Origin of the sequence: Capnocytophaga catalasegens (assembly GCF_026005215.1) — a bacterium.
In the GTDB taxonomy this organism is placed as follows: Bacteria; Bacteroidota; Bacteroidia; order Flavobacteriales; family Flavobacteriaceae; genus Capnocytophaga; species Capnocytophaga catalasegens.
The window spans coordinates 124,864-147,103 of the sequence record NZ_BPMA01000018.1; the positions used below are offsets into that span (position 1 = coordinate 124,864).

Consider the following 22,240-nt stretch of genomic DNA (forward strand, 5'->3'; position numbering starts at 1 on the left):
TTAGACACTATAAGTTAGCCTTGTCAATTGTAATTTTATATGTTAGACACTATAAGTTAGCTTTGTCAATTGTAATTTTATATGTTAGACACTATAAGTTAGCCTTGTCAATTGTAATTTTTGATATTAGACACTTTTTTTTACAATTTGCAAATGTAAATTACTACTTTATATAGTATTAGATTATAATTTACAAATAAAAATTATAAAGTTATACCCTATAATATAGCTATTTATTTTTGTAAATTACTATATTATAGGGTATAAGATGTGTTTTTATTATTTTACAAAGATACTTTTAGGGTCAGAATATTCTATTTTTATATCTTCTTTTGTAAGTTTTTTATCAAATTGGTTATCCAATATAGATACATTTTTAACGCGTTCAAAGAAAAAAGTCGATGTATTCCAATGAAAAGGAGGATATTGGTTATTTTTAATTACTTTATTATTTTTAAAAATAAGACCATCAACCGATTTAGCATACAAAATAGGTGCATCAAATGTATGAAATGTATTCCCCTCTATTGTAATTCCAGAATGAAAATAATTACTTTGCGATGACAAATCTGGTATTTCAGGGTATATAGAGATAACTGCATTGGTAAATTGATAGTTAGCTGTAAGTGCATTTATAAATGTATTGTTTCGAATAAGTACCTTTTTGCAAGCTCCGGTCTCATACCAACCATTACAATCTCCACAAAGTAAAATAGCCGTTCCGTGTGTGTGGTCAAATAAGTTATCTTCACAGACTACTTTTTTCGGCGTACTGAACAAAGCCCCTCTTGCTCTATTATTACGAATGATATTATTTTTGAACAAAACCTCGGGTGTCCAAGTCAAATTCTCAATTCCATATGATTCTGTTTCGTTTATTTCTTCAGGAATAGGTATTTCAAATGCTATTTGATATATTTTTGCACCAAAATCTGTTGGTTTATCTACTGCCGAAATAGATTTTATAGTATAGGTTTTAGTACCTACAAGTTCCATTGTTTTTGATTTTACAAATTGAACACTATCTCCAACTTCTCCCCATAGAAAACCCCAAGCCTGTGGGTGCATATATTTTGCTTTCAGTGTATGATTATCAACTCTTTCTATTACTTTTAGATAAGTTCCATGTACATTTATTGCATCATCAGCCATACCTTCATAGAGTCCATTTTCTGATTTAATAATTCCTTTACAGGCTGAAAAGTGTGTTGCATCGGCTTGTGTGGTAAAAAATCGTGAATCTGTATCTTTCAAAGCTACCTGAAACTTATTCAAAGTAATATTTTCGGACATTTGAGCCAAAAGCCCCATTCCCCAAGCATAATGTATTTTTACATTATCTATATATGTATCTTTGCAATAATCAATTACAATCCCCGGAGTAGGACGATTGTATGTTCTAAGTGCGAACCGCTCTCCTACTTTTGTCCATTTATTCTGGCTCCATCCTTCAATTTTCAAAACATTGGGGCGTATTTCGGTTACTTTTTTTGTATTAAAATCAACATCAGCCCGCTTATACGAAAGTCTTTTCGTATCATCAAAAGCCATTACCCATTGCGGAGAAAGCTTATAGTCAGCCCCTACTAATAGAAGTTTATCATTTTCAATTGTATAATTCCCTTTAGGATATATTTCAGCAATACTTGTATCATTTTTCTTATGAACTTCTACAATAGTTAGTTGTCTTAAATGAGGTAACTCAAAATCTATTGAAAAGTTTTTCAGTGTAATATTTTTGCAATTCTTAATCACAAAAGGAATTTGTGTTCCGTGAAAAATAAATATACTACCATTTCCATCAATAGTACTATTTTCTAAATTTTCTAACAAGAAAGCTACCCGCTTTGGGTTATCTTGGTCGTGATTAGAGATATACAATTCCTTCTCCAAAGCCCTTTCTTGATAAAAATGATACGTACCTTTGGGAAAAGAAATCGTCTTATTTGACGAAAAACTATCAATTTTAACCACATCAAATACCGATTCTTCTCGCTGATTGATTACCCAATTGTTCCATAAGTCAGTTTCTACTTTTTTTGTTTGCAGCGTATGCTCTGACCAAGTTCTCTTGGTTGTACAAGTAGCAAAACTACTGGCTATCATAAGCCCTACAATAGATTTTACATATACTATTTTTTTCATATTAAAATTATTTTTATATTATTTATACTACAATTTTTCACAAATTTATTTAGCCTTTTTTCATTAAAAACAAAAGTTATCATTCCAAGCAAAATCAAGAAATAATACTTAAAAAAGGATTTGACTTCGCTCAACCTAATAGCAATCTTACTTGGTTTAGCATCTTGTCAAACAATAATTATACATATAGTAAAAGTTGAAACAAATTTTATATACAATAGCTACTATTTTTTATCAAAAAAATAATAAGTAAAAAAAAATAAGGCACTACACCTTATTTTATTTATGAAGTTTATCGTATCATAAGTTCATTTTTATTTTTGTAAAAAACAATGATATATCAATTTACATCAGGCTTTCAATTCCATCAAAATAACCTAATTGTTCAAAATAATTAACAATCGCTTCTTTCATCAGAATGGTCTGTTCTCCTGCTTTCAAAGGAGGCAGTTCTCTGACAAGTTTGTAATGAGGCCAGTTGTCTTGATCTACAAAATCAAACTGATAATACCCATAAGGCTCTAACAAACGGCAAATAGCGATATGCATCAGATTTAGTTTTTCATCTTTTTTGAAAGTTCGATGCAGTTGTCCTAACTCTTGAACTCCAATCAAGTAAATTACTCCGTCTAAGTTTAACGTTTCTCCATCGGCAAAATCATCAGAGAGTTGTTTCTCTAAGTATTCCCAACGCTTTTTTAATTGTGTATCTCGTGACATATTGAATATAAAAGTTCTATTTTTTGTAATCTAATTAGTTTTTTCAGGTATGGGAGCCTTCTCTTTAAGTTTTTCATAATCAATTTTAATAGCCGGAGGTTGGTATTCTAACTCCCCCGAGGCAAACGCTCGTTGTAATACATCTTCAATCCAGTAATCTTCTATAACGTTCAGTGGGTCATAGCTAGCTTTGAGAGACAAATCGTAGAACCAAGCCGTTTTATTATACCAAAAAGCACGCCAACCGCTTCGCAAATTCTTTACCAAATCGAAAGCTGTATCGCCCGTTTGCCGATAAATCAACTTAATAAGTATCTTCCCTTGCGAGCGAGATAACTTTTTAAGTTCGTCAGTAAATCGTTTTTCTGTTTCTTCCTGAACTTTTTTAGTAAATTTCTTCTTTTTACGATTGTTAGGTATCGTGTCAAGTGTTTTCTGTATGCGTTGTAACTCCTCAGCAGCCAATTTCGCATACGGATATACCTTTCTGACTCTATTTCTCAGTATCAGATAGTTCTTACGAGCCTCTGCATTACCAAAATAAGGCTCTCTACTATATACCCAAACCTCTTCTAACTGAATAATTTCTTCCAATTCATCTTGCTCAATCGTGTTCAACGTATCTAACGTTTGAGCAACACTTGGTAACATGCTTAAAAAACATAACAAAAATAGAACTCTGTACCACATCTGATTCTCATTTAATTCTACAAATATAATATAAAAAACAAATACAATGGGGATATTCTTTGACTTCTTTTTATTTACATCGTTTTTATTTCGTATTTTTCTTATCAAAATGAGAACTAAATCGACTTGCTACTCATCATACAACTTGAACAATCCGAATGATAACAAATGAAAAGTTATCAAAATTATTTGTCCAAAATTCCTAAAATATCTGCCAAATACGTCAGTAGAAACGAAAGAGCAAAACCGATAACAGGCGCAATCATCCACATAGAGAAGAAATTACGAACTTGGGTTTTACGAAAAATATTTTTAGAACCCATTTTAGCTACCCCAATTCCCAGTATAGCAGCCACATTGACCTGCACAAGCGATGTAGGTATCCCCTTTATAAGCGATGCCGAAAGTAACAAACTCCCCGATATAAAAGCAATTATCACCGCTTCAAATTTTCCAAAAAGAATAATTTCTTTACCTGTATTTTTAACAACTTTATATCCAAACAAAGAACTTCCTATCCCAAAACAAGGAGCTACAATCAGAGTTGATAATATCATAATAAGCCTAAAATCATTCTGATCTGTCAAGTTCATCTCGTTAATAGTCATCGAACTAATCGGTCCCGAAGCATTTGCTACATTATTAGCTCCAATGGCAAAAGAAACATATACAGACATTAAGATAAGAAGTATATTCCAAATAGGCTTCAAGTTTTCATTTTGAGCCCTTTGCATTGTAAAACCCTTTCGCCGCATAGGCTGATAGATATATTTACCACAGAAATAACTTGCAAAAAAAGCAATTATCGGCAGAACAAACCACATCGGTATAATTTCAAAAAACAACTTATTACTATCCAGCTTATTCAAATACATCGCTGGAGCAGCAAGTGCCAATACAGCTACTTGACTAGTTGATTGAGGTATTCCTGCTATATTGGCTATCAGAAGCGTAAAAGCAACCGTAAAAAGCATAATAGAAATCGTGGTAAAGTTCATATATTCTGCTTCCAGAATTCCTTTTCCCATCGTACTTGCCGTCTCTTTTCCTGCTAATATAGCTCCAACAAATACAGCCATTCCAAATATTCCTGGAATCAAACCTTTCCTAATTACATTTGCACCATAACTTGCTGAAAAAGCAGGAGCTGTACCACTTCCGCCCATCGTAATAGCCAAAGCCATTGCCAAAAGATAAGGTATTAGTAATTGATTTAAAAGTTCCATTTTTATTCAATTTGTATGTATATTAAAGCGTGCAAATATAGTCATTTTTTACCATACAACCTATATTATAATCATTCTTTCCTATTATAAAAATCAAAAAAAGTAGAACTATTATTATAAATTCTACTTTTTAATTATTTTTAATACTTATATTTTTAAAATGCTTTGATACGATACATCATTCCTATACTAAAACGATTTGAATATGTATCAACTCCTGATGACTCAAAATCGTATTTTTTACCAACATATGCAGCAAAAAAACGCAAATCTTGGTCTGAAAAAGGCATATATTCAATACCCGTATAATATCCATAAGATTTTTTCGCACTTTTACCATCTACACTTGCCGTTTCGAATATTCCCTGCATAAAAACATTCCATTTTTCAGAAAATTGATATTCAGGTTTTAGGATAAATGTATGATAGCTTACATCTTCAAATGTAGTTCCATTTCCTGACAAGTATAATCTATCCAAATCCTGATGAGCAAACATATAATCTAAGAATACTTGAAATTTGTCAAGGTTTAATTTATTACCCAATGTAACCATTTTAGAATACTTATTTTTAGCTTCAGTTTCTAATCCTACAGCCCAACGTGTTTGAAATTTTTTGTCAAAGAAATTACCATTCCAATTGAAGATATAAGTCAAAGGCGAATTACTTGGATTAACTCCTGCGGGACGTGGGCGACCTGTATTAGTGTTATAAATAGCTTCCAATTTATCATTCCTTGAATTGGTAATTTGAAGATTCAATTCGTGATTTTCATTGGGTGCATAAGTAAGCATACCTCCAAGCATAAAGTTATCCATATATTCGATAAATTCTGAATATTCATAAATATTCACCGGATTGAGATCAAACTCGAATCCTCCCCACGTTTGACACATTTTCCCTGCAGTAATTGTCCATTTTTCATCAAGGCGAAATCCTGCATACATCATATCGGTAGCTTTTGCCAGATTGTCAAGACTTGTTCCTTGATTGCTTTTATTCAACCGATGTCGTAACCGATAGAATATTCGTTCGTTAATATCACCTCGAAATTCTAAACGTAGTTGTCGTGTCTTGAAACCTAATTGTGTGTCTTTTTCTTTTTCAGTCAAAGCATCTAAACTTGATTGAAAATTCAGATAAACATTGAATTTGTCTGATTTTTCTTTCAGTTCTGTAACTTGTTCTTCTAACTCTTGTTGAGCCATTGCAAAACCTGTTATAAACAGAGTAATTGCTGTTAAATATAATTTCATAATGTTAGTATTTTTTGTGGGAAACTCCACTGGTTAATTCGATGTAAATTTACAAAACTATTTTGAATTATCCAAGTAAAAAACTATTTATTATAAAAAAATCTCCCTTGCCATTCTTAAACAAAGGAGATTTGAAATATTGAAGTTATAAGTTAGATGTTACTGATAATATTCAATTGTTCGCTCTATAATAAAGTAACTTTTATCACTAGTATATTCTATTTTTTGAATCCAATTACCCTTGGTATCAAAAGTATATTTCCAATGATTTTTTACGTTGAGTGTTCCGTCAGGATTATACGAATCTAACTCCATAACATTACCTCTTCGGTCATATTTGAGTATATAAAAATACAATAAATTATTTTTGCTATCAAAAAAATGTTGTTCTATTTCATTATTCTTAGCATCATATTTAGAACGTTGTATTTTTATTATTTCACCTTGCGGATCGTAATGCGTTTTTTCTGCAATATTTCCTTTTTCATCATACATATACACATATTTGGCAAGTACATTATTTTTACTATCATAATTTATGTAACCTATCTCTTTATTGTTAGAGTCGTATATATAACCTTTTTTTGCTGTTTGTTCGGAACGTCCATTGTATTCTATGTTTTCAAATATGTTTCCTTTTTCATCATAAAAATACAAATTCGTCTTCCAAAGAGTTCCTTGCGAATTGAATGTATTGATTTGTAAAAGTCGCTGTGGTATACGAACCATTGGTTTTGTTTCCTCTTCTTCCAAATCGTTTTTTTCAGTAATCGATGAAGTTTCAGTAGGCAAATTTTCTGATTTTTTTGAAAAATCATATAAATTTTCTTCTATTTTATTTCCTTTATTGTCATATACATAATGTCGTTGACTCCAATTCTCTTGTGTAGCTTCATTTATGGAATGTGATTTATTCGGATTTCTAATATTGTTACTTTCTGCCGAAAATCCTTTAGCAAAAAATTCTCCTTTCTGTGATAAATAACCTTTTTCATTGTACAAAAAAGTAGCTTGATAAAGTAATTCTCCATTAGCATTAAATAGATTTTCTTCTGTTAGTTTATTGTTATTATTATACTTTGCAATATATTTATTAAGTAATTTATCGCTATTTTGAAAATTATTTTGTTCTATCACATTTCCTTGTTTATCATATTTATAAATTATCTTTTCTAAAACAACATCTTGTGAATTATACGTAATTTCTTCTGAAAGAGTTCCTCTTCTATCATATTTATATGTTATTTTCTGACGCAAATTCCCTAATGATTTGTGAGTGTTTTCTTCAAGTTTTACTTCTTTTTTAGGTTCTATTTTTTTTATAGGAGGTTTGGGTTCATTTTTATCTTTCTCATAATTGTAAGAGGCTTTCCACCATAGTTTTCCATCAGGATAATACTCATTATGTTGTATAATATTTCCTTTTTCATTGAATACTATTAGGTGATTATCAGCATTTTTATAAACAGTTCCTTTATCTACCACTCCGCCTCCTTTATCTACTGTTGTATATGTAGTAAGCCGTACAGATTTTACCTTTCCATGTAATTCACTATCTTTTAAATTTTTATGTATTATTTCTTGTGCACTGACAGATAGTGTTCCTACAAACAATCCTATTATTAAAAAATTTTTCATATGTATAAAAGTTTAGTTTTTATTTTTTTGCTTTAATTAAATAATTTTGGCACAAAAATAAATAAAAAAATCTATATAACAAATAAAAATTACATTTTTTTAATATTTTTTTTCACAAAATAACTAATAAAAAGATTTTTTTTATAAAAAAATCCCTTTGTCAAATGACAAAGGGATAATAGTTTTATCTTGGGGTTGATAGTGCTATACTTTGTTAGGTAAACAAATTTTGATTTAAAATATTCTTTTTTGCAAAGATATGTCAATAGTTTATTTATTAAATGCCCTAATTTGTGCAAATCATATAATTTATTTTCATATACATTTGAGTGCTTCAGTAAAGGTATTGCGATGCATTCCTAAAAAAGATGCTATATAAGTATAAGGCACGCGTGCTAATACCTCAGGCATATATTCTTGGATAAACAAAACCCGTTTTCTATCGCTTTGGTTGTTGTCTGAAACATTTTGACTAAACGTTGGGACATCATAAAATGACGCTTTATATCTATCTCTTGCAGGCGATGTAAATTAGGATACTTTTTTTGAAGATTTTCCATCGTAAAGCGATCAAAAACTAACAATATTGAATCTTCAATAGCTTCAATGGTTATCAGTGCTTTAGTGTCATTTATAAATCCTTGATAATCAGCAACCAAATACATTTCAGGAAGAATAAAGAATTCTTCTACATTCTTATTACCACTTATATCCAGATGCCAGCCATACAACAGACCTTCTTTGAGCATTCCTATTTTGTCAACCTTTTGACCTTTTTCTATAAATTTTTCACCTTTTTTCAAATATGTAATCTGTCCTTGGCTAAACATTTCAGATATTTGCTCATCTGTAAAAGCTATTGATTTTAAATTTTCTACTAATAATTTCATATTTTTTATCAAGTATTAGTTATTTTTTTAAGAAAAAACACGCAGTTCTAATAATTTTTTAAAATTAAAACTGCGTGTCTGCAAATAAAACCAACCGAAAAAACTAATATTCGTTAAAATATTGCTGTATCTGCCTCCAATCCTTAGTTTGAGTAAGAGCGAGCATTAACAATACACGTGCTTTCTGTGGATTAAGTGCTTGTGCAGCAACAAACTGATACTTAGCATCATCTACTTCGGCATCAAGCGTAGTTGCCCCGGTAGGCACACGTGAAGAACGTACTACTTGAATACCTTTTGAACGAGCTTTGACAGCCAAATCAAACAACGTATGGTAAAAGTTACCATTTCCTACTCCTGCATATACAACACCATCATATTTTGCATCAATAAAAGCCTTCATTGGTAAATCGGAAGCATTAGAATATCCGTAAACAATTCCTACTCTTGGAAGTGATTTCAAATTATCTACATTGAAAACTGACTGATTTGTATGTTTGTTTTGTGGAGTTCTGTTGAAAAATACTTTTCCGTTGTGCAGATAGGCGAGTTTTCCATAATTTGCACCTATAAATGTTTGCACTTCAGTAGTATTACTTTTTATAACATCTTTGGCGTCAAGAACAATATCATTCATACAAACCATAACTCCTCGCCCCGAGGCATTAGGAGATGCCGCAACAGATACGGCGTTGTACAGATTCAAAGGTCCATCGGCGCTCATTCCTGTAGCTGGGCGCATTGCCCCTACCATAACAACGGGTTTAGAACTATGAACTGTTAAATTCAAGAAATATGCTGTTTCTTCCATTGTATCAGTTCCATGCGTAATTACAATTCCATCATACCCTTCTTTATTTAATAACTCGTTAATTCGTTTAGCTAATTTGAGCCAAACGTCATCATTCATATCTTGTGACCCAATTTTAACAAGTTGCTCTCCACTAACTTGCGCAATTTCTTTCACTTCGGGAACAGCATCTAATAACTGATAAATACCCAGTTCTCCTGCTTTGTAATTACTTTCGGTAGCAGATTTACTAACTCCGGCAATAGTACCTCCTGTCGCGATAATTCGTATTTTAGGTTTTTGAGCTAAAACTCCTATTGATACTAAAAACGATACTATCAATAGCATTTTTCTTAAAGTATTCATTATTACTATAATTTTTAATTATTACCTACGATAATTTGCTACGAAGGTACAATTTTTTTTTGAAAGAAAAAATTTTTTCACTTAAAAAATATTTTTATCCGCGTTTCCAGAAATATGGTGTAACTAAGATAAGAACCGTGAATAACTCCAATCTCCCTACAAGCATCAGAAAAGAACAACAAGTTTTGGTCGGTGTTGAAAGCGAATTAAAGGTAGTCATTGGATTTATCTGTCCGAGTCCAGGTCCTGCATTACCCAAAGTTGTTGCCGAAGCACTCATTGCCGTTTGAAAATCATTTCCTAAAAATGCTAATAACAAAGCTCCTATTGTAAATAGCGCCATATATAACACAAAAAATCCTATTACATTATACATTATGTTGCGAGAGATGGCACGTCCATTGAGTCGAGTTGGAATAATAGCACTTGGATGCAAGGCTCGCTTGAATTCTAATATTCCATTTTTAAGCATTAACAGGTGACGAACTATTTTGATTCCTCCCGAAGTAGAACCCGCACAAGCTCCAAAAAATAATAATCCGAAAATCATAACTTGCAGAAAAGTTCCCCATGCTGTATAATCAGAAGTTATAAATCCTGTGGTTGTAATAATTGATACTACTTGAAAAAAAGCATGTCGAAAAGCTGCTTCTGCTCTGCCCCACACCTGTGGATGATATTCTGTTTTGTAAAAATCGGTATGAAAATAAATACTTACACCAATACATACCGAAAGTAACACTATAATAACAACATATGCTTTGAATTCATCATCTTGCCATATTTTCCTGAATTCTCCCTTTAACAAAAAATAACTCAACACAAAATTGGTTCCTGCCAAAAACATAAAAAACAAAATAATATATTGTATTGCTGGAACATTATTCCAATAGGCTACACTGGCATTTTTAGTAGAAAAACCTCCACTGGAAAGTGTTGAAAATGAATGGTTTACGGCATCAAACAAGTCCATTCCTGCCCACCATAGAAGCAAAGTCTCAACAAGTGTATAACCACAATAAATACCCCATAACACTTTGGCAGTTTGCGTAATACGAGGGTGCAATTTGTCCGTCTTGATACCAGAGGCTTCTGCCGAAAAAAGTTGCATTCCGCCTATACCAAGTAAAGGTAATATTGCTATGAAAAGAACAATAATTCCCATACCTCCTATCCAATGTGTGAGACTTCTCCAAAAAAGAATACTTTTGGGTAAAATCTCCACATTATCAACAATGGTAGCTCCAGTTGTTGTATATCCTGAACTACTTTCAAAAAGAGCATCTACAAAATTCGGAATTGCTCCCGAACATAAATAAGGCAATGTACCTGAAAGGATCATCGTAATCCAGCCCAAAGTTACAATTAAATAACCTTCTTTCTTGCGAATATTTTTATCATAATTACGAAAAAAATACAACAATGGAAGACCACTAAATACACTTATCCCCGAAGCTAAAAGCCATTGCCAATAAATAGATTCTGCATAATACAGGCTAATAGACACTGATAAAAGCATCAACAAACCATTGAAACACAACAAAGCTCCTATATAATAAAGTACAAAACTGAATTTCATCGAAAAATCATGTATAAAATATTAAAAGAATATTCTTTCTATTTTCTTAACCGCCTCAGGAAGACAACAAACAAGCACATGGTCTCCTACTTTTATTTCAAATCCACCCAGCGGAATATATCCTTTTCCCTGGCGAACAACACCTCCTATAACTGCCGAGCGCGGAATATCTATATCACGTATTTGCTTATAAGTAGCTTCACTATTGGGCTGAACAACAAATTCTAACAATTCTACATTTGTATTGTTTAAGCGCATCATTGCTACGACATTTCCTTTGCGAATGTATTTAAAAATAGAGTTTGCCGCCAATATTTTTTTATTGATAAGTGTATCAATACCAATGGCTTGCGTCAGTTGATAATAGTCTATATTATCTGAAAGAGCAATGGTTTTGCGTGTTTTACGATTTTTTGCCATCATACAAGCCATTACATTCGTTTCAGAATCATCAGTTACGGCAATAAATACATCGGTGTAGTATATTTCTTCTTCATCCAAAAGTTCACCATCTCTACCATCTCCATTGATTATCAATACATTAGGAAGTTGATCAGCAAGTTCATAGGCTTTTTCTTTGTCTATCTCAAAAAGTTTCACCTCAAAACCTTTTTGACTCAATCTCATTGCTGCTTTTATACCAATTACACTACCTCCTAGAATCATCACGCGTTTCAACTTCTCTTGTCTTTTTCCTATTAAATCGTATAGACGACCTACCCCATCTTTACAAGTTACAAAATATACTTTGTCTCCTTCTTCAAAAATTGTATTTCCACGGGGAATTAGTGTATTTTGTTGTCCTCTTCGTTGAATTGCTGTGGGAATAAATTGTAAATCGGGATATAGTTGTACAATTTCAATAACTGATTTTCCAACAAAAGGAGTTTTATCAGGCAAGACAATTCCAACCAAGCACAATTGACCTTCACCAAACTCATACATATCATTGAATGCAGATTGATTGACTAATTGTTCTATTTCGAGCATAGCTAATTGGTCAGGCGAAATAAGTTCATCAATTCCCAATTCTTCAAAACGAATATCTTTACGATTGTAGATATATTCAGTATTTGATATTCGTGCAATACTTTTTTTACATCCTAATTGCTTAGCAAGCAAACAAATAACCAAATTATTAGTTTCTGAAGCCGTTACACCTATTATAAGGTCTGCATCTTGTACATCGGCTTCTTTAAGCACCGCCATCGAAGTCGCATTGCCACGTATTGTTTTTATATCAAGACTATTATCGGCATATTGTAAGCTACGTTTGTCAGTATCAATCAACGTAATATCTTGCGACTCGTAAGAGAGTAATTTTGCTAAGTGAAATCCCACTTCTCCTCCACCTGCAATAATTATTTTCATAGGTAAAAATAAATTTTTTGAACTGCAAAGGTACGAAACAAAATAAAGTAACAAGCAAAAAAATGTAACAATTTTTAGCTTATATATTCATACTGAAATAATTAAAAACTTATCAATAGTTATAAACATCTATTAAACATTTTTTCTTGAAAAAAAGAAAAAATAAATTTCTTTTATACTGAAAAATACTTTTACCTTTGCGCTATGGAAAAAGTACTACCAATATCAGACGAAAAGCTCAATACAGGGGCAATATCTATACTTGAAAAAGGAAAAATTCCTCCTCAAGATATTCGCTTAGAAGAAGCCGTTTTGGGCGGAATGCTCATTGACAAAAAAGGAGTTGATGATGCTATTGATATACTTACAGCAGAAGTATTTTACAAACCTGCTCATCAGCTTATCTATGAGGCAATTTTTGAATTATTCCAAAACTCACAACCTATTGATTTGTATACTGTTTCGGAACAACTGAGCAAAAAAGGCAACTTAGAGATAGTTGGTGGCGATTATTATTTAATCAATCTTACACAAAAAGTTTCTTCGGCAGCACACATTGAGGCACATTCGCGTATTATCCTACAAAAACATATACAACGTAGTTTGATTAAAATTTCTAACGAAATCATTGAAGAGTCGTACGATGAAACTACTGATGTCTTTGATCTTTTGGATAGTGCCGAATCAAAACTATATGAAGTTACACAGGGCAATCTAAAACGCTCGTCAGAATCAGCGAAAGAACTAATAATCAAAGCACGTAAAAAAATTGAAGAAATAGGTAAGCGAGAAGGAAATTTCAGTGGAATACCTTCCGGATTTACTAAAGTTGATGAACTCACCGCTGGTTGGCAACCAACCGATCTTATTATTGTAGCAGCCCGACCTGCTATGGGAAAAACAGCTTTTACTCTGACTATGGCTCGTAATATTGCTGTTAATGAGAAAATACCTGTGGCTTTCTTTTCGTTAGAAATGTCATCTGTACAGCTCATTACTCGCCTTATTTCTTCTGAAACAGGCATCGGGTCTGATAAGTTACGTACTGGGAAACTCTCCGCAGAAGAATGGAATGCTCTGAGCAATAACATAAGCAATTTAGAAAATGCACCTCTATATATTGACGATACACCTTCACTCTCTATTTTTGACCTTAGAGCCAAAGCTCGCCGTATGGTTTCTCAGTATGGAATAAAAATTATCATCATTGATTACTTACAACTAATGACTACAGGTGGAGGAACAAAAGGTACAGGAAATCGAGAACAAGAAATTTCGACTATTTCTCGTAATTTGAAAGCCTTAGCCAAAGAGTTAGATGTTCCTGTTATTGCGCTTTCGCAACTTTCACGTAATGTTGAATCACGACCCGGTCACAAACGCCCTCAACTTGCTGACTTGCGTGAATCGGGAGCTATTGAACAAGATGCTGATATTGTTACTTTTCTATATCGTCCCGAATATTACAAATTAGACACTTGGGACGATGAAGAAGGTACTCCCACAACGCATCAAGCAGAATTCATCGTCGCTAAACATCGTAATGGAGGGTTGGATAATATCCGCCTGAAATTTACTAATGGGGTTTTCTCAAATTTAGATTCTTCCTCTGAAAATTATACTTTCAATGAATTTCCCTCTCGAATGAATTCAGAAATAGAACGCCCTACTTTCTCTTCGCCCTCAGAAGCTTTTGAAACTCCAAAATTTAATTCTGCATCACACAAAGCTAATAATATAGAAGATGCTGATAATGAAGTTCCTTTTTAAAAAATTAAAATACAAAACCTATGAAACAAGTATTATAATCCAAATACTATAATCCGAAGTTTAGCTTTAAACATTCGGATTTTTTACTTTTCATCTCTATAAATATTGTCCTATTAAAAACGAATTCTATATTCCAAGTTTGCAATAAAATGCCTTGTTAATCCATCGGGACGAGCCTTTCTTGCTATAAAAGGCATTCCTGCGTTAAATTGTATGCTATGCTTTGTATTGATTTGATAATCAAGATAAAGATTTCCGTTTAATGTCAATCCTTTTGAGCCTATTATAGGCTGTTTTACTCCTGAGAAATTTGTAAAGTGATCATCAGTTAGGTGATAAATAGGCAAAATACTTGGAGTTATATTAAATTTTTCAGTTATTGTAATTGGGTAAGAAGCTCGTAACAAAATATCGCCACTTCGATAGTAATTTTGCGTAGATTGAAACTTTTGCAAAAGCGGATTTATTTGTTTTTCACTGAGAAATTCATTCTTATTTTGTAAAATCGGTTGTTGCCAAGCAAAAACAAGATGGAATTTCTTGATTTGATAGCTCAAAGCCATAATCACGTCTAATGTACCTAAACTGGATTGATAATCCATTGGCAATGAGATACCTTCAAGTTTTTTATTACCATCTGAAAGTGGAATTTTTGTCCCTAATGTAAAACCAAAACGTTCATTTACTTGATAATTCCCCGAAATTAAGAGGTCAGAAAGTCCAAAAGTTTGAATTCCATTTCCGTTCTGAGCAATCGAAGTTATTTTTGCGTCAAAACCCAATATTTTTGATATTTGTAAGTTATATTCCAAGTAATTTCCCCAAACATTGACCGAATTATCACCCTCTCCAACAAAAAAACCAGCTTTTATTTGATGTTTAGTAAGTTCAAATTTCTCCCAAAAATTCAAAGGTTTCACATTATTGATTATACAAAACCCCGCATCACTACATCCTTGCCCCAATGTTGTCTGGCTCATCATTACAATTATCGTAAGAAAATAAAAAATAACTTTCTGCATATGTGTATTATTGTCTAGTTGTTTGTTCTGTCGTAATTTTTTAGTTTTCCTGACAATTTTTTAGCTACTTCTGATTATTAAACTGATATTTCAGTGTAAATCCTACATACGGGCGATACACCATTTTGGTATGTGTGGAGAAATTATCGCCTATTCTGGTTTGCGTATAGCGGTGCGAATCAAAAATATTCGAGCCGAAAACACTCAAACTCCAGCGGTTCTCTTGCCAACTTTTGGTAAGCGAAGCATTGGCTAAGAAAATCCCATCCATTTCGTTTTGTAAGCCCATCGTAGGCGACTGATATCCTGCATTGAGCCGAAACGAAAAGCTGCGAGGAAGTTTGAATGTATTATTCATTTTTGCGTTGTATCGCCATTGTTTATAACGATGCGGTTTGCCATCTACCGAAAGGTCTTGGTCATAATAAAAACTTGTAAACGAAGCATTTACATTCCACCATTTGAAAATATCTACACCAGTCATCAATTCAGCACCCACCGCCCAAGCCGAACCCACATTCTCATCGGTAAAAAGTAACACATCATCATAAAAAACACGACTATATTTATTCATTATATCGTGCTGATTACGAGCAAAAACCTCCAATGAAACAAAATCTCTTCCCCACGAACGTTTGTAAGCCAACTCATACGAATCAGTGTAACTCGGCAAGAGACGGCTATTTCTTGTCGAAAACGCATATTTATCATCCCAGACAAAGGCAGGAACTAATGAAGCATAATGTGGACGACTGATTCTACGGCTGTAATTCCCACTGATTTGGCTATCCTCCGAAAAACTATACAACAAATGCACCGATGGAAACCAATCCGTAAAGTTTGCCTTAAAATGGTCTTTTTGTCTAACACCCAATTGGTTATCAAACGTATACGAAATATCGCGTACTGTATGTTCTGCACGAAGCCCGAGTTTATACTCAAATTTGCCAAACGAACTTTTGAAAGTAAAATAACCTGAATAAATATTTTGTTTGTAGTTAATAAGCTGATTAGGAGCTACATATATAGAATTTAGCACAATATTATTGCCATTGAAATAACCACTTTCGGCAGTAATTTCAGGAATGTGGTCAGTTTCAATTTGCCCACCAACTTCGATGCTTGTATTGTCAGTCAAAGGCAGTTCGTAATCAATATTTGTAGCTGTAGAAATTTCATTTTTCTCAAGAGTTTTATTTCCGAAAATATTATTTTCTGTAGAGCTAACCAAATGATTTTTAGCACTTGATGATGCAGCACCAAAATAAGTTTCGTAACCAGAATATAGTTTCAAAGAATGCGTTTTATCTTTATTAAAAAAATGCGAATATTCTAAATTAGTTCCCAAAGTTTGGTATATAAACTGATAGTGATTATCCAACTGAAAATCTTCCGAAGAAAGTAAGGTATTGGTCGCATCAAACGTCCGTTCGGAAGTTTTTGATTTTGAAAATTTATTTTCTTTTCGAGCCAAAGGGTCATAATCTATTGAAAAATCAATAAAATCATTGTCGGTTAGGTCATAATTAAATCCAAAATTGATATATGCTCCTTCAAATTGAGCTGAAAAATCTTCATTTTGCAAGGTTTCAAAGCGTTGTCCATTTGTATTTTGTACCCAATGCATTCTTTCAGCGGTGTAATCTCCCCAATGATTGTTTCTATAATTGCCTGAAGTGTGCCAGCCTCCTCGTTTTCCTTTTTTATCTACTGAGAAATTGAAGCGACGCGTACCCAGTGTAGAAACTTCTGTAGACAAATCAATGACATAGCCTTCTAATTTGTTCTTTTTCAGTACTACACGGATAATTCCCGCCGTACCCGAAGCACTATATTTAGCCGACGGATTGGTAATGATGTCGATTTTTTCAATCTGCGAAGCCTCAAGCGTACGGAGGCGTTCTTGCCCATCTTTGGCGATAATTCCGTTGATGTACACCACAAATGTACCGCCTTCGCGATAGGTAACTTTCCCATCTACACTCACTTGCAACGAAGGAACGTTGGTCAGCAAATCTATGGCATTGGTAGCTTCTGGAAAAGCTGCCGCATTGATGGTTTTTCTGTCCACTTGGTAGGTGAAAGCTGCTTTTTTGCCCTCGACAACCACTTCTTCGATTAGATTGGTGGCTAATTGCATCAGAATATCGCCTAAATTGATTTTAGAAGTATTGATTTGCAACGATTTTGTAAAGGGTTCGTAACCCAAAAAGCTAATTTTGAGCAAATAATCACCGTAGGGTACATTTTTTAGCAAAAAACGTCCTTTTTCGTCCGTAATAACACCAAAATTTTGTTTTTCGTTTGCCACAGCAGTCAGCGACACTTCCGAATAGGGCATTTCCTGATGGTTTTCACCATCTAAAATTCGCCCAGAAACAGTTGCATTCTGAGCCAAAGAAATTGTTGTAAAAAATAATAAAATTAAAAATGGTAATTGGTTAAAATTCATAATATTATTATTTTGTAGGGGCGTATTGCATACGCCCAAATGTTGTTCTATTTTTTCATTCGGAGCATATGCAATATGCCCCTACACGTTCGGGTCGCCCCTACGTTGATTATCCATAAAAACAATCTTCTTCCCATTTTGCGGGATTGTTTTCGATATATTCGTGAATTTTGAAATAGGATTGTTCGTTTCGGATAATATGTTCGTGAAAACTGCGTTGCCAAACAGAAAATCCTATCGTTTTGGATACCGCCGATTTATACCCTCGTATGATTGCCCCTAATGTTTGCGATGGCGACCGTAGGGGCGTATTGCATACGCCCTTTTCATCATCAGGTATGTTGTATTTCATATTGTTATCACTGGGTGTATTGTTATCGGGTGTATGCAATTGCTCCGCCAATTCACTTCGTTCGGGTCGCTCCCTACATTGGTTTGTGATTTCCACAATAGCGTGAAAATGATTGGGCATTACCACAAACGAATGTAACATTACATTTTTACGAATTTTTTCGGTATTTATCCATTCATTATAAATGATTTGTCCGATTTCATTTAATCGCATTGTTCCATCAGTGATTTCGCCAAATAAATGTTCTTTATCCTTGCAACAAATTGTAACAAAATATAATCCTTCTTGGCTGTAATCATATCCTTTCAGCCTAACGGAACGTCGTTTGTGTATTTCAGGATTATATTTTTGCATTTTTATTGTTTTCGTTTTATTTGTAGGGGCGTATTGTATACGCCCTATTGTTGGTCATTTTTTATTTGGTTGTTATCATTGGGCGTATGCAATACGCCCCTACATAAATATACACATTTTTTGGGGCAATTAACAAAATTATGTTGGGCGGATTATAATCCGCCCAACTAAAACGTTATTTATATCGAATATCACCAACACCTAGTACTTTAGTATCTCTTGTTTTAGGATTTCCGCTGATGATAATGTCACCCGCACCTAATATGGAAGCCTCCACCTTTTCGGTAACAAAAATAACAGTATCGCCTGAACCATTTACGATTGCTTTTGCATTTGTGGCTATAAGTTTTTTAGCCATAACATCGCCAGCACCTATTACTTCGGTTTGTAATTGTATGGCAGAACCTTTGGTTTCGATGTCGCCTGAACCCACTATTTTTAGTGATAATTGATTGGCTTTCACATTGATTTTAACATCTCCCGAACCAACAAGTTCGCATTCTAACTTATCCACTTCAAGCTGATGTTTCATCTCAATATCTCCTGAACCCGATTGTAATATTTTTCGTAAATCCGAATTTATGGGTACATACACCATCGCTTTGTGCTTTAATGCGTAGTTATATTTTGGGTCGAGCTTAATGGTAAGTTCCCCATTTTGCACAGTAGTAAGGATATATTCTAAAATATTATCCGAAGCCTCTACCCGAATTTCGCCCATAGTACCTTCGGTAAGTATTACATCTAAACTTCCGATATTAGCTACTTGAGTGTATGCTTCTACTTTGCGATTTTCAGTTTGGATGTTTCCATTATCTTTTTTGCTAAAAACTTGTCCGCAACTTACCGTCGAAATTGCGATAAACAAAAATGTAAATAGTTGTCTCATATTGATCATTATTATTTATTAGTTTTAAAATTCACAATTAAACAATTTATTATCAAAAACTCTGATTGTTATGGTCTTTCGGTAATGGTAACTCCACCATAATCAGATTCTACTCGGAATACATTGTCTGATTTACCCTTATTTCCTTTGAGTGTACTGCTCATTATTCGTTTGTTTTTTTCAGTAAATGGCAGATTTTTGGGTACGTTCAAACTTGCAAAGGTAGTCGAAAAATGGTAATCAAACGACCAATCAGGATGATAATTTATAGAAACGTTGGCATAACTACTGTTTACGTTTACGGATTTTGTTGTAGGTAAAATTTCTTTAATGACAATTGTTCCGTAATCATTTTCCACCGAAAGTTGGTTGCTTACTTTCCCGATGGCAATATTGGTATAATCACCATTTAGGTTCAAAAAATTGGTTTCATTTATGTCGAAAATTCCATAAGAAATACTTGCTTCGACCTGTTTGATACTTTCTATTTTAAAATTGGAATAACTTGCTTTCAAATCAATTCTATCAGCTTTTTCAATCGAAATGGTGGAATACGAGGTTTCTAAATTTACACGCTTGGCTATGTTAATATTCGCTTTTGTGATGTATTCCAGATCAAGTTCCGTATTTGCCCATATTTCACCCAATTGCAAACTTCCGTACTCGGCATCAATCTTCAAATCACGCTCAGTTTTGTTCAAGAAAATATTTCCATATTTGTTTTCAGCTGTAATTTGCGTTTTCACAGGCAACGAAATTTTGTAATTGATTTGTAAATTTATGGTCGATTTTTTACCAAATCCTTTAAAAAAAGAATTGTTCTGCCTAATGATGGTTCTTGCCGATACGTCTGAACTTTTTTGATTGAAATCTACCGAAATTTGTTTTATTCTACTTTGAACGTCACTCAAATTATTGGCAGTGGCCTTGATTTCGACTTCAATTTTGATTTTGTCTTTGAGAGTAGCATCGGTCAAAAACGTAATATCTCCATATTTATTCGATACAAACAAACTCGATGAGTTTCCTATCTGAAATTCCTTGTTTATTTTTTTTATCTCAGTGTATTTTTGTTCTCGGTAATAGGGTTCATTCGCCCATAGAGAAAGATAGAAAAAGAGGAATATTCCTCTCCAAAGGAGAATTTGAAGTGCATTGCTTCTTTTTTCAATTATATTTTTCATATGTTTAAAATTTTTATTTTTTGATATTTTTTCGATTTCACTTCCCCTTTTTCGGAGAAAAATTACACCATCTGTAATCTAATTTTTGTAATATAGACAATTAGTTTTAAGCTGTTGCTTCACAAAATCCTCCTTTGAAGGAGGAAGTCACAAGAGCGAGTATGTGGCAAAGGACGGAGAATGTCTTCCTTATTTTTATATAAAAAAATTACACCCCCTTTCCTCCCTTGAAAGGGGAAATAGTAACAACACTTAGCCATATAGGCTTCGACTTCGTTCAGCCTGATGCAGTGTTTGTCACGTTGAGCAAAGTCCGCACTGCGGAGTATGTGTTCGAAACGTTTTAAACTGTTACGATAAATTTAAACATAAATAGCATTACATCATCCCAATCACGTGATTTGAAAACGCTAATTGGGAATTGAAATTCATTTGTATAGCGGTTATAAGATGTTGGTTTTGTCCTTGCTGAATGATTTCTTTTCGTAGTTGTTCGTAATCTACTTGCATTTTTTTCAATTCGTTAAGTGCATTTTGTGCTAAAGTTCGGTTGCTCGAATTTTTGATGATTTCGATATTTTCCTGAATTTTGGGCAAATAATATTGTTCCGATTCGTATGCCACTTGCGATACTTTTTCCAGTTCGTTACCCGAATTGTGGCACCACACCAAAGCCACCATTATCAGCATTGCGGCGGCAATATTTCCGTAAATAATCTTGCGGACAAGCGACCTTTTCTTCGGTTTTTTGGCTACTTTCTGTTCTGAGAGTTTTTGCAGAAAACGCACTTCGTGTCCGTCAAGCGGCTCGTATATGTCAAATTTATTTTCGTTCATTTTTCAATTGTATTATGGTTTCACGTAAGATTTTTTTAGCTCTGGAAAGCATTGTTCGGCAATTTTGGTTAGTAACATTCAGTATTTGGCATATTTCTTCGTTGTCATACCCTTCGATTAGCGATAGGTTTAGGATTACTCGGTATTTTTCAGGTAATTTTCCCAAAGCGTTGAGTACTATTTTCACTTCTTCCTCTTGGAAATCCCACATTTCTTGCAAATCATCATCTATCGCTTCATACGAAATTAAGTCAAGTGAAATCAGCGATTTTTCTTTGCGAAGTATCATCAAGGCCTCATTGATTACAATCCGCTTGAGCCAACTCCCGAAAGCACTTTCTCCTCGATACGAATTAAGCATTACAAAGGCTTTGATAAAGGCTTCCTGCACAGCATCTTCTGCCTTGTCGGCTTGTTGCAGCATACGAAAAGCCGTGCTGTACATCGCCTTTACGTATTGCCGATACAGCGTAGTTTGTGCTTTTTGATCTCCCCGTTTGCAGTCTTTTAATATGTTCGTTAACTTGTTGGTCAAATTTCTTTTTTGCTATAAAGATATATAAAAAAATGGAATGTTGCGATTTTTAAGATGTTTTTTTGAGAAAAAACCAAATAACAAGTATCAAAATCTAAGTAGGTAAAATATTATTCTCTTCTACATTTGAAAAAAACATATAAATATAGAAATATTTCTTTGTCGAAAAAAATA

Annotated in this window: 18 protein-coding genes; 1 reads left to right on the plus strand and 17 read right to left on the minus strand. The window is 33.4% G+C overall.

Going from position 1 to position 22,240, the window contains the following annotated elements; translation table 11 throughout:
* Positions 1-279: 279 nt before the first annotated feature.
* The 10 genes from OO775_RS06340 to trkA all read right to left on the minus strand — a co-directional run bounded on the left by OO775_RS06340 (position 280) and on the right by trkA (position 12,671).
* A complete protein-coding gene (locus OO775_RS06340) occupies positions 280-2,136 on the minus strand; it encodes a right-handed parallel beta-helix repeat-containing protein (RefSeq protein ID WP_422851665.1) in 1,857 nt (618 codons plus the stop codon).
* Positions 2,137-2,490: 354 nt separating this feature from the next.
* Entirely contained in the window at positions 2,491-2,865 is a 375-nt protein-coding gene (locus OO775_RS06345; RefSeq protein WP_264846216.1) for a hypothetical protein, read from the minus strand.
* 30 nt (positions 2,866-2,895) lie between these two features.
* Positions 2,896-3,555, minus strand: coding sequence for a DUF4294 domain-containing protein (locus OO775_RS06350; RefSeq protein ID WP_264846218.1), 660 nt, complete (start codon positions 3,553-3,555; stop codon positions 2,896-2,898).
* A 185-nt stretch (positions 3,556-3,740) separates the two neighbouring features.
* Positions 3,741-4,781 carry an inorganic phosphate transporter gene (locus tag OO775_RS06355; protein WP_264846219.1) on the minus strand — a complete coding sequence of 347 codons (1,041 nt, stop codon included), beginning with the start codon at positions 4,779-4,781 and terminating at the stop codon, positions 3,741-3,743.
* 155 nt (positions 4,782-4,936) lie between these two features.
* A complete protein-coding gene (locus OO775_RS06360; RefSeq protein WP_264846220.1) occupies positions 4,937-6,037 on the minus strand; it encodes a porin in 1,101 nt (366 codons plus the stop codon).
* A gap of 159 nt (positions 6,038-6,196) precedes the next feature.
* A complete protein-coding gene (locus tag OO775_RS06365) occupies positions 6,197-7,675 on the minus strand; it encodes a hypothetical protein (RefSeq protein WP_264846221.1) in 1,479 nt (492 codons plus the stop codon).
* A gap of 395 nt (positions 7,676-8,070) precedes the next feature.
* Positions 8,071-8,565 carry a Crp/Fnr family transcriptional regulator gene (locus tag OO775_RS06370; protein ID WP_264846223.1) on the minus strand — a complete coding sequence of 165 codons (495 nt, stop codon included), beginning with the start codon at positions 8,563-8,565 and terminating at the stop codon, positions 8,071-8,073.
* A gap of 103 nt (positions 8,566-8,668) precedes the next feature.
* Positions 8,669-9,721 (minus strand): L-asparaginase 2, encoded by a 1,053-nt coding sequence (gene ansB / locus OO775_RS06375; protein ID WP_373874554.1) that lies wholly within the window; start codon positions 9,719-9,721, stop codon positions 8,669-8,671.
* A 94-nt stretch (positions 9,722-9,815) separates the two neighbouring features.
* Positions 9,816-11,300, minus strand: coding sequence for a TrkH family potassium uptake protein (locus tag OO775_RS06380; RefSeq protein ID WP_264846224.1), 1,485 nt, complete (start codon positions 11,298-11,300; stop codon positions 9,816-9,818).
* Between the two features lie 21 nt (positions 11,301-11,321).
* A complete protein-coding gene (gene trkA, locus OO775_RS06385; RefSeq protein WP_264846225.1) occupies positions 11,322-12,671 on the minus strand; it encodes a Trk system potassium transporter TrkA in 1,350 nt (449 codons plus the stop codon).
* A gap of 204 nt (positions 12,672-12,875) precedes the next feature.
* On the opposite strand from trkA, the gene dnaB reads away from it, so the two are divergent.
* Positions 12,876-14,441, plus strand: a complete 1,566-nt coding sequence (gene dnaB / locus OO775_RS06390; protein ID WP_264846226.1) for a replicative DNA helicase — start codon at positions 12,876-12,878, stop codon at positions 14,439-14,441.
* Between the two features lie 113 nt (positions 14,442-14,554).
* On the opposite strand, the gene OO775_RS06395 is transcribed toward dnaB, so the two are convergent.
* The 7 genes from OO775_RS06395 to OO775_RS06425 form a co-directional block, all read right to left on the minus strand.
* A complete protein-coding gene (locus OO775_RS06395) occupies positions 14,555-15,463 on the minus strand; it encodes a hypothetical protein (protein ID WP_264846228.1) in 909 nt (302 codons plus the stop codon).
* A gap of 64 nt (positions 15,464-15,527) precedes the next feature.
* Positions 15,528-17,915 carry a TonB-dependent receptor gene (locus OO775_RS06400; protein WP_264846230.1) on the minus strand — a complete coding sequence of 796 codons (2,388 nt, stop codon included), beginning with the start codon at positions 17,913-17,915 and terminating at the stop codon, positions 15,528-15,530.
* A 109-nt stretch (positions 17,916-18,024) separates the two neighbouring features.
* Positions 18,025-18,621, minus strand: a complete 597-nt coding sequence (locus OO775_RS06405; protein WP_264846231.1) for a transposase — start codon at positions 18,619-18,621, stop codon at positions 18,025-18,027.
* A gap of 175 nt (positions 18,622-18,796) precedes the next feature.
* The gene (locus tag OO775_RS06410; RefSeq protein WP_264846232.1) at positions 18,797-19,510 is read right to left on the minus strand and encodes a head GIN domain-containing protein; all 714 of its coding nucleotides are present in this window, start codon (positions 19,508-19,510) and stop codon (positions 18,797-18,799) included.
* A 68-nt stretch (positions 19,511-19,578) separates the two neighbouring features.
* A complete protein-coding gene (locus tag OO775_RS06415) occupies positions 19,579-20,694 on the minus strand; it encodes a DUF4097 family beta strand repeat-containing protein (protein WP_264846233.1) in 1,116 nt (371 codons plus the stop codon).
* Between the two features lie 378 nt (positions 20,695-21,072).
* Positions 21,073-21,531, minus strand: coding sequence for a hypothetical protein (locus OO775_RS06420; RefSeq protein WP_264846234.1), 459 nt, complete (start codon positions 21,529-21,531; stop codon positions 21,073-21,075).
* Positions 21,518-22,066: an RNA polymerase sigma factor gene (locus OO775_RS06425; protein WP_264846235.1), complete on the minus strand. Its 549-nt coding sequence runs from the start codon at positions 22,064-22,066 to the stop codon at positions 21,518-21,520. Before OO775_RS06425 ends, OO775_RS06420 begins: the two co-directional genes overlap by 14 nt.
* Positions 22,067-22,240 lie beyond the last annotated feature (174 nt).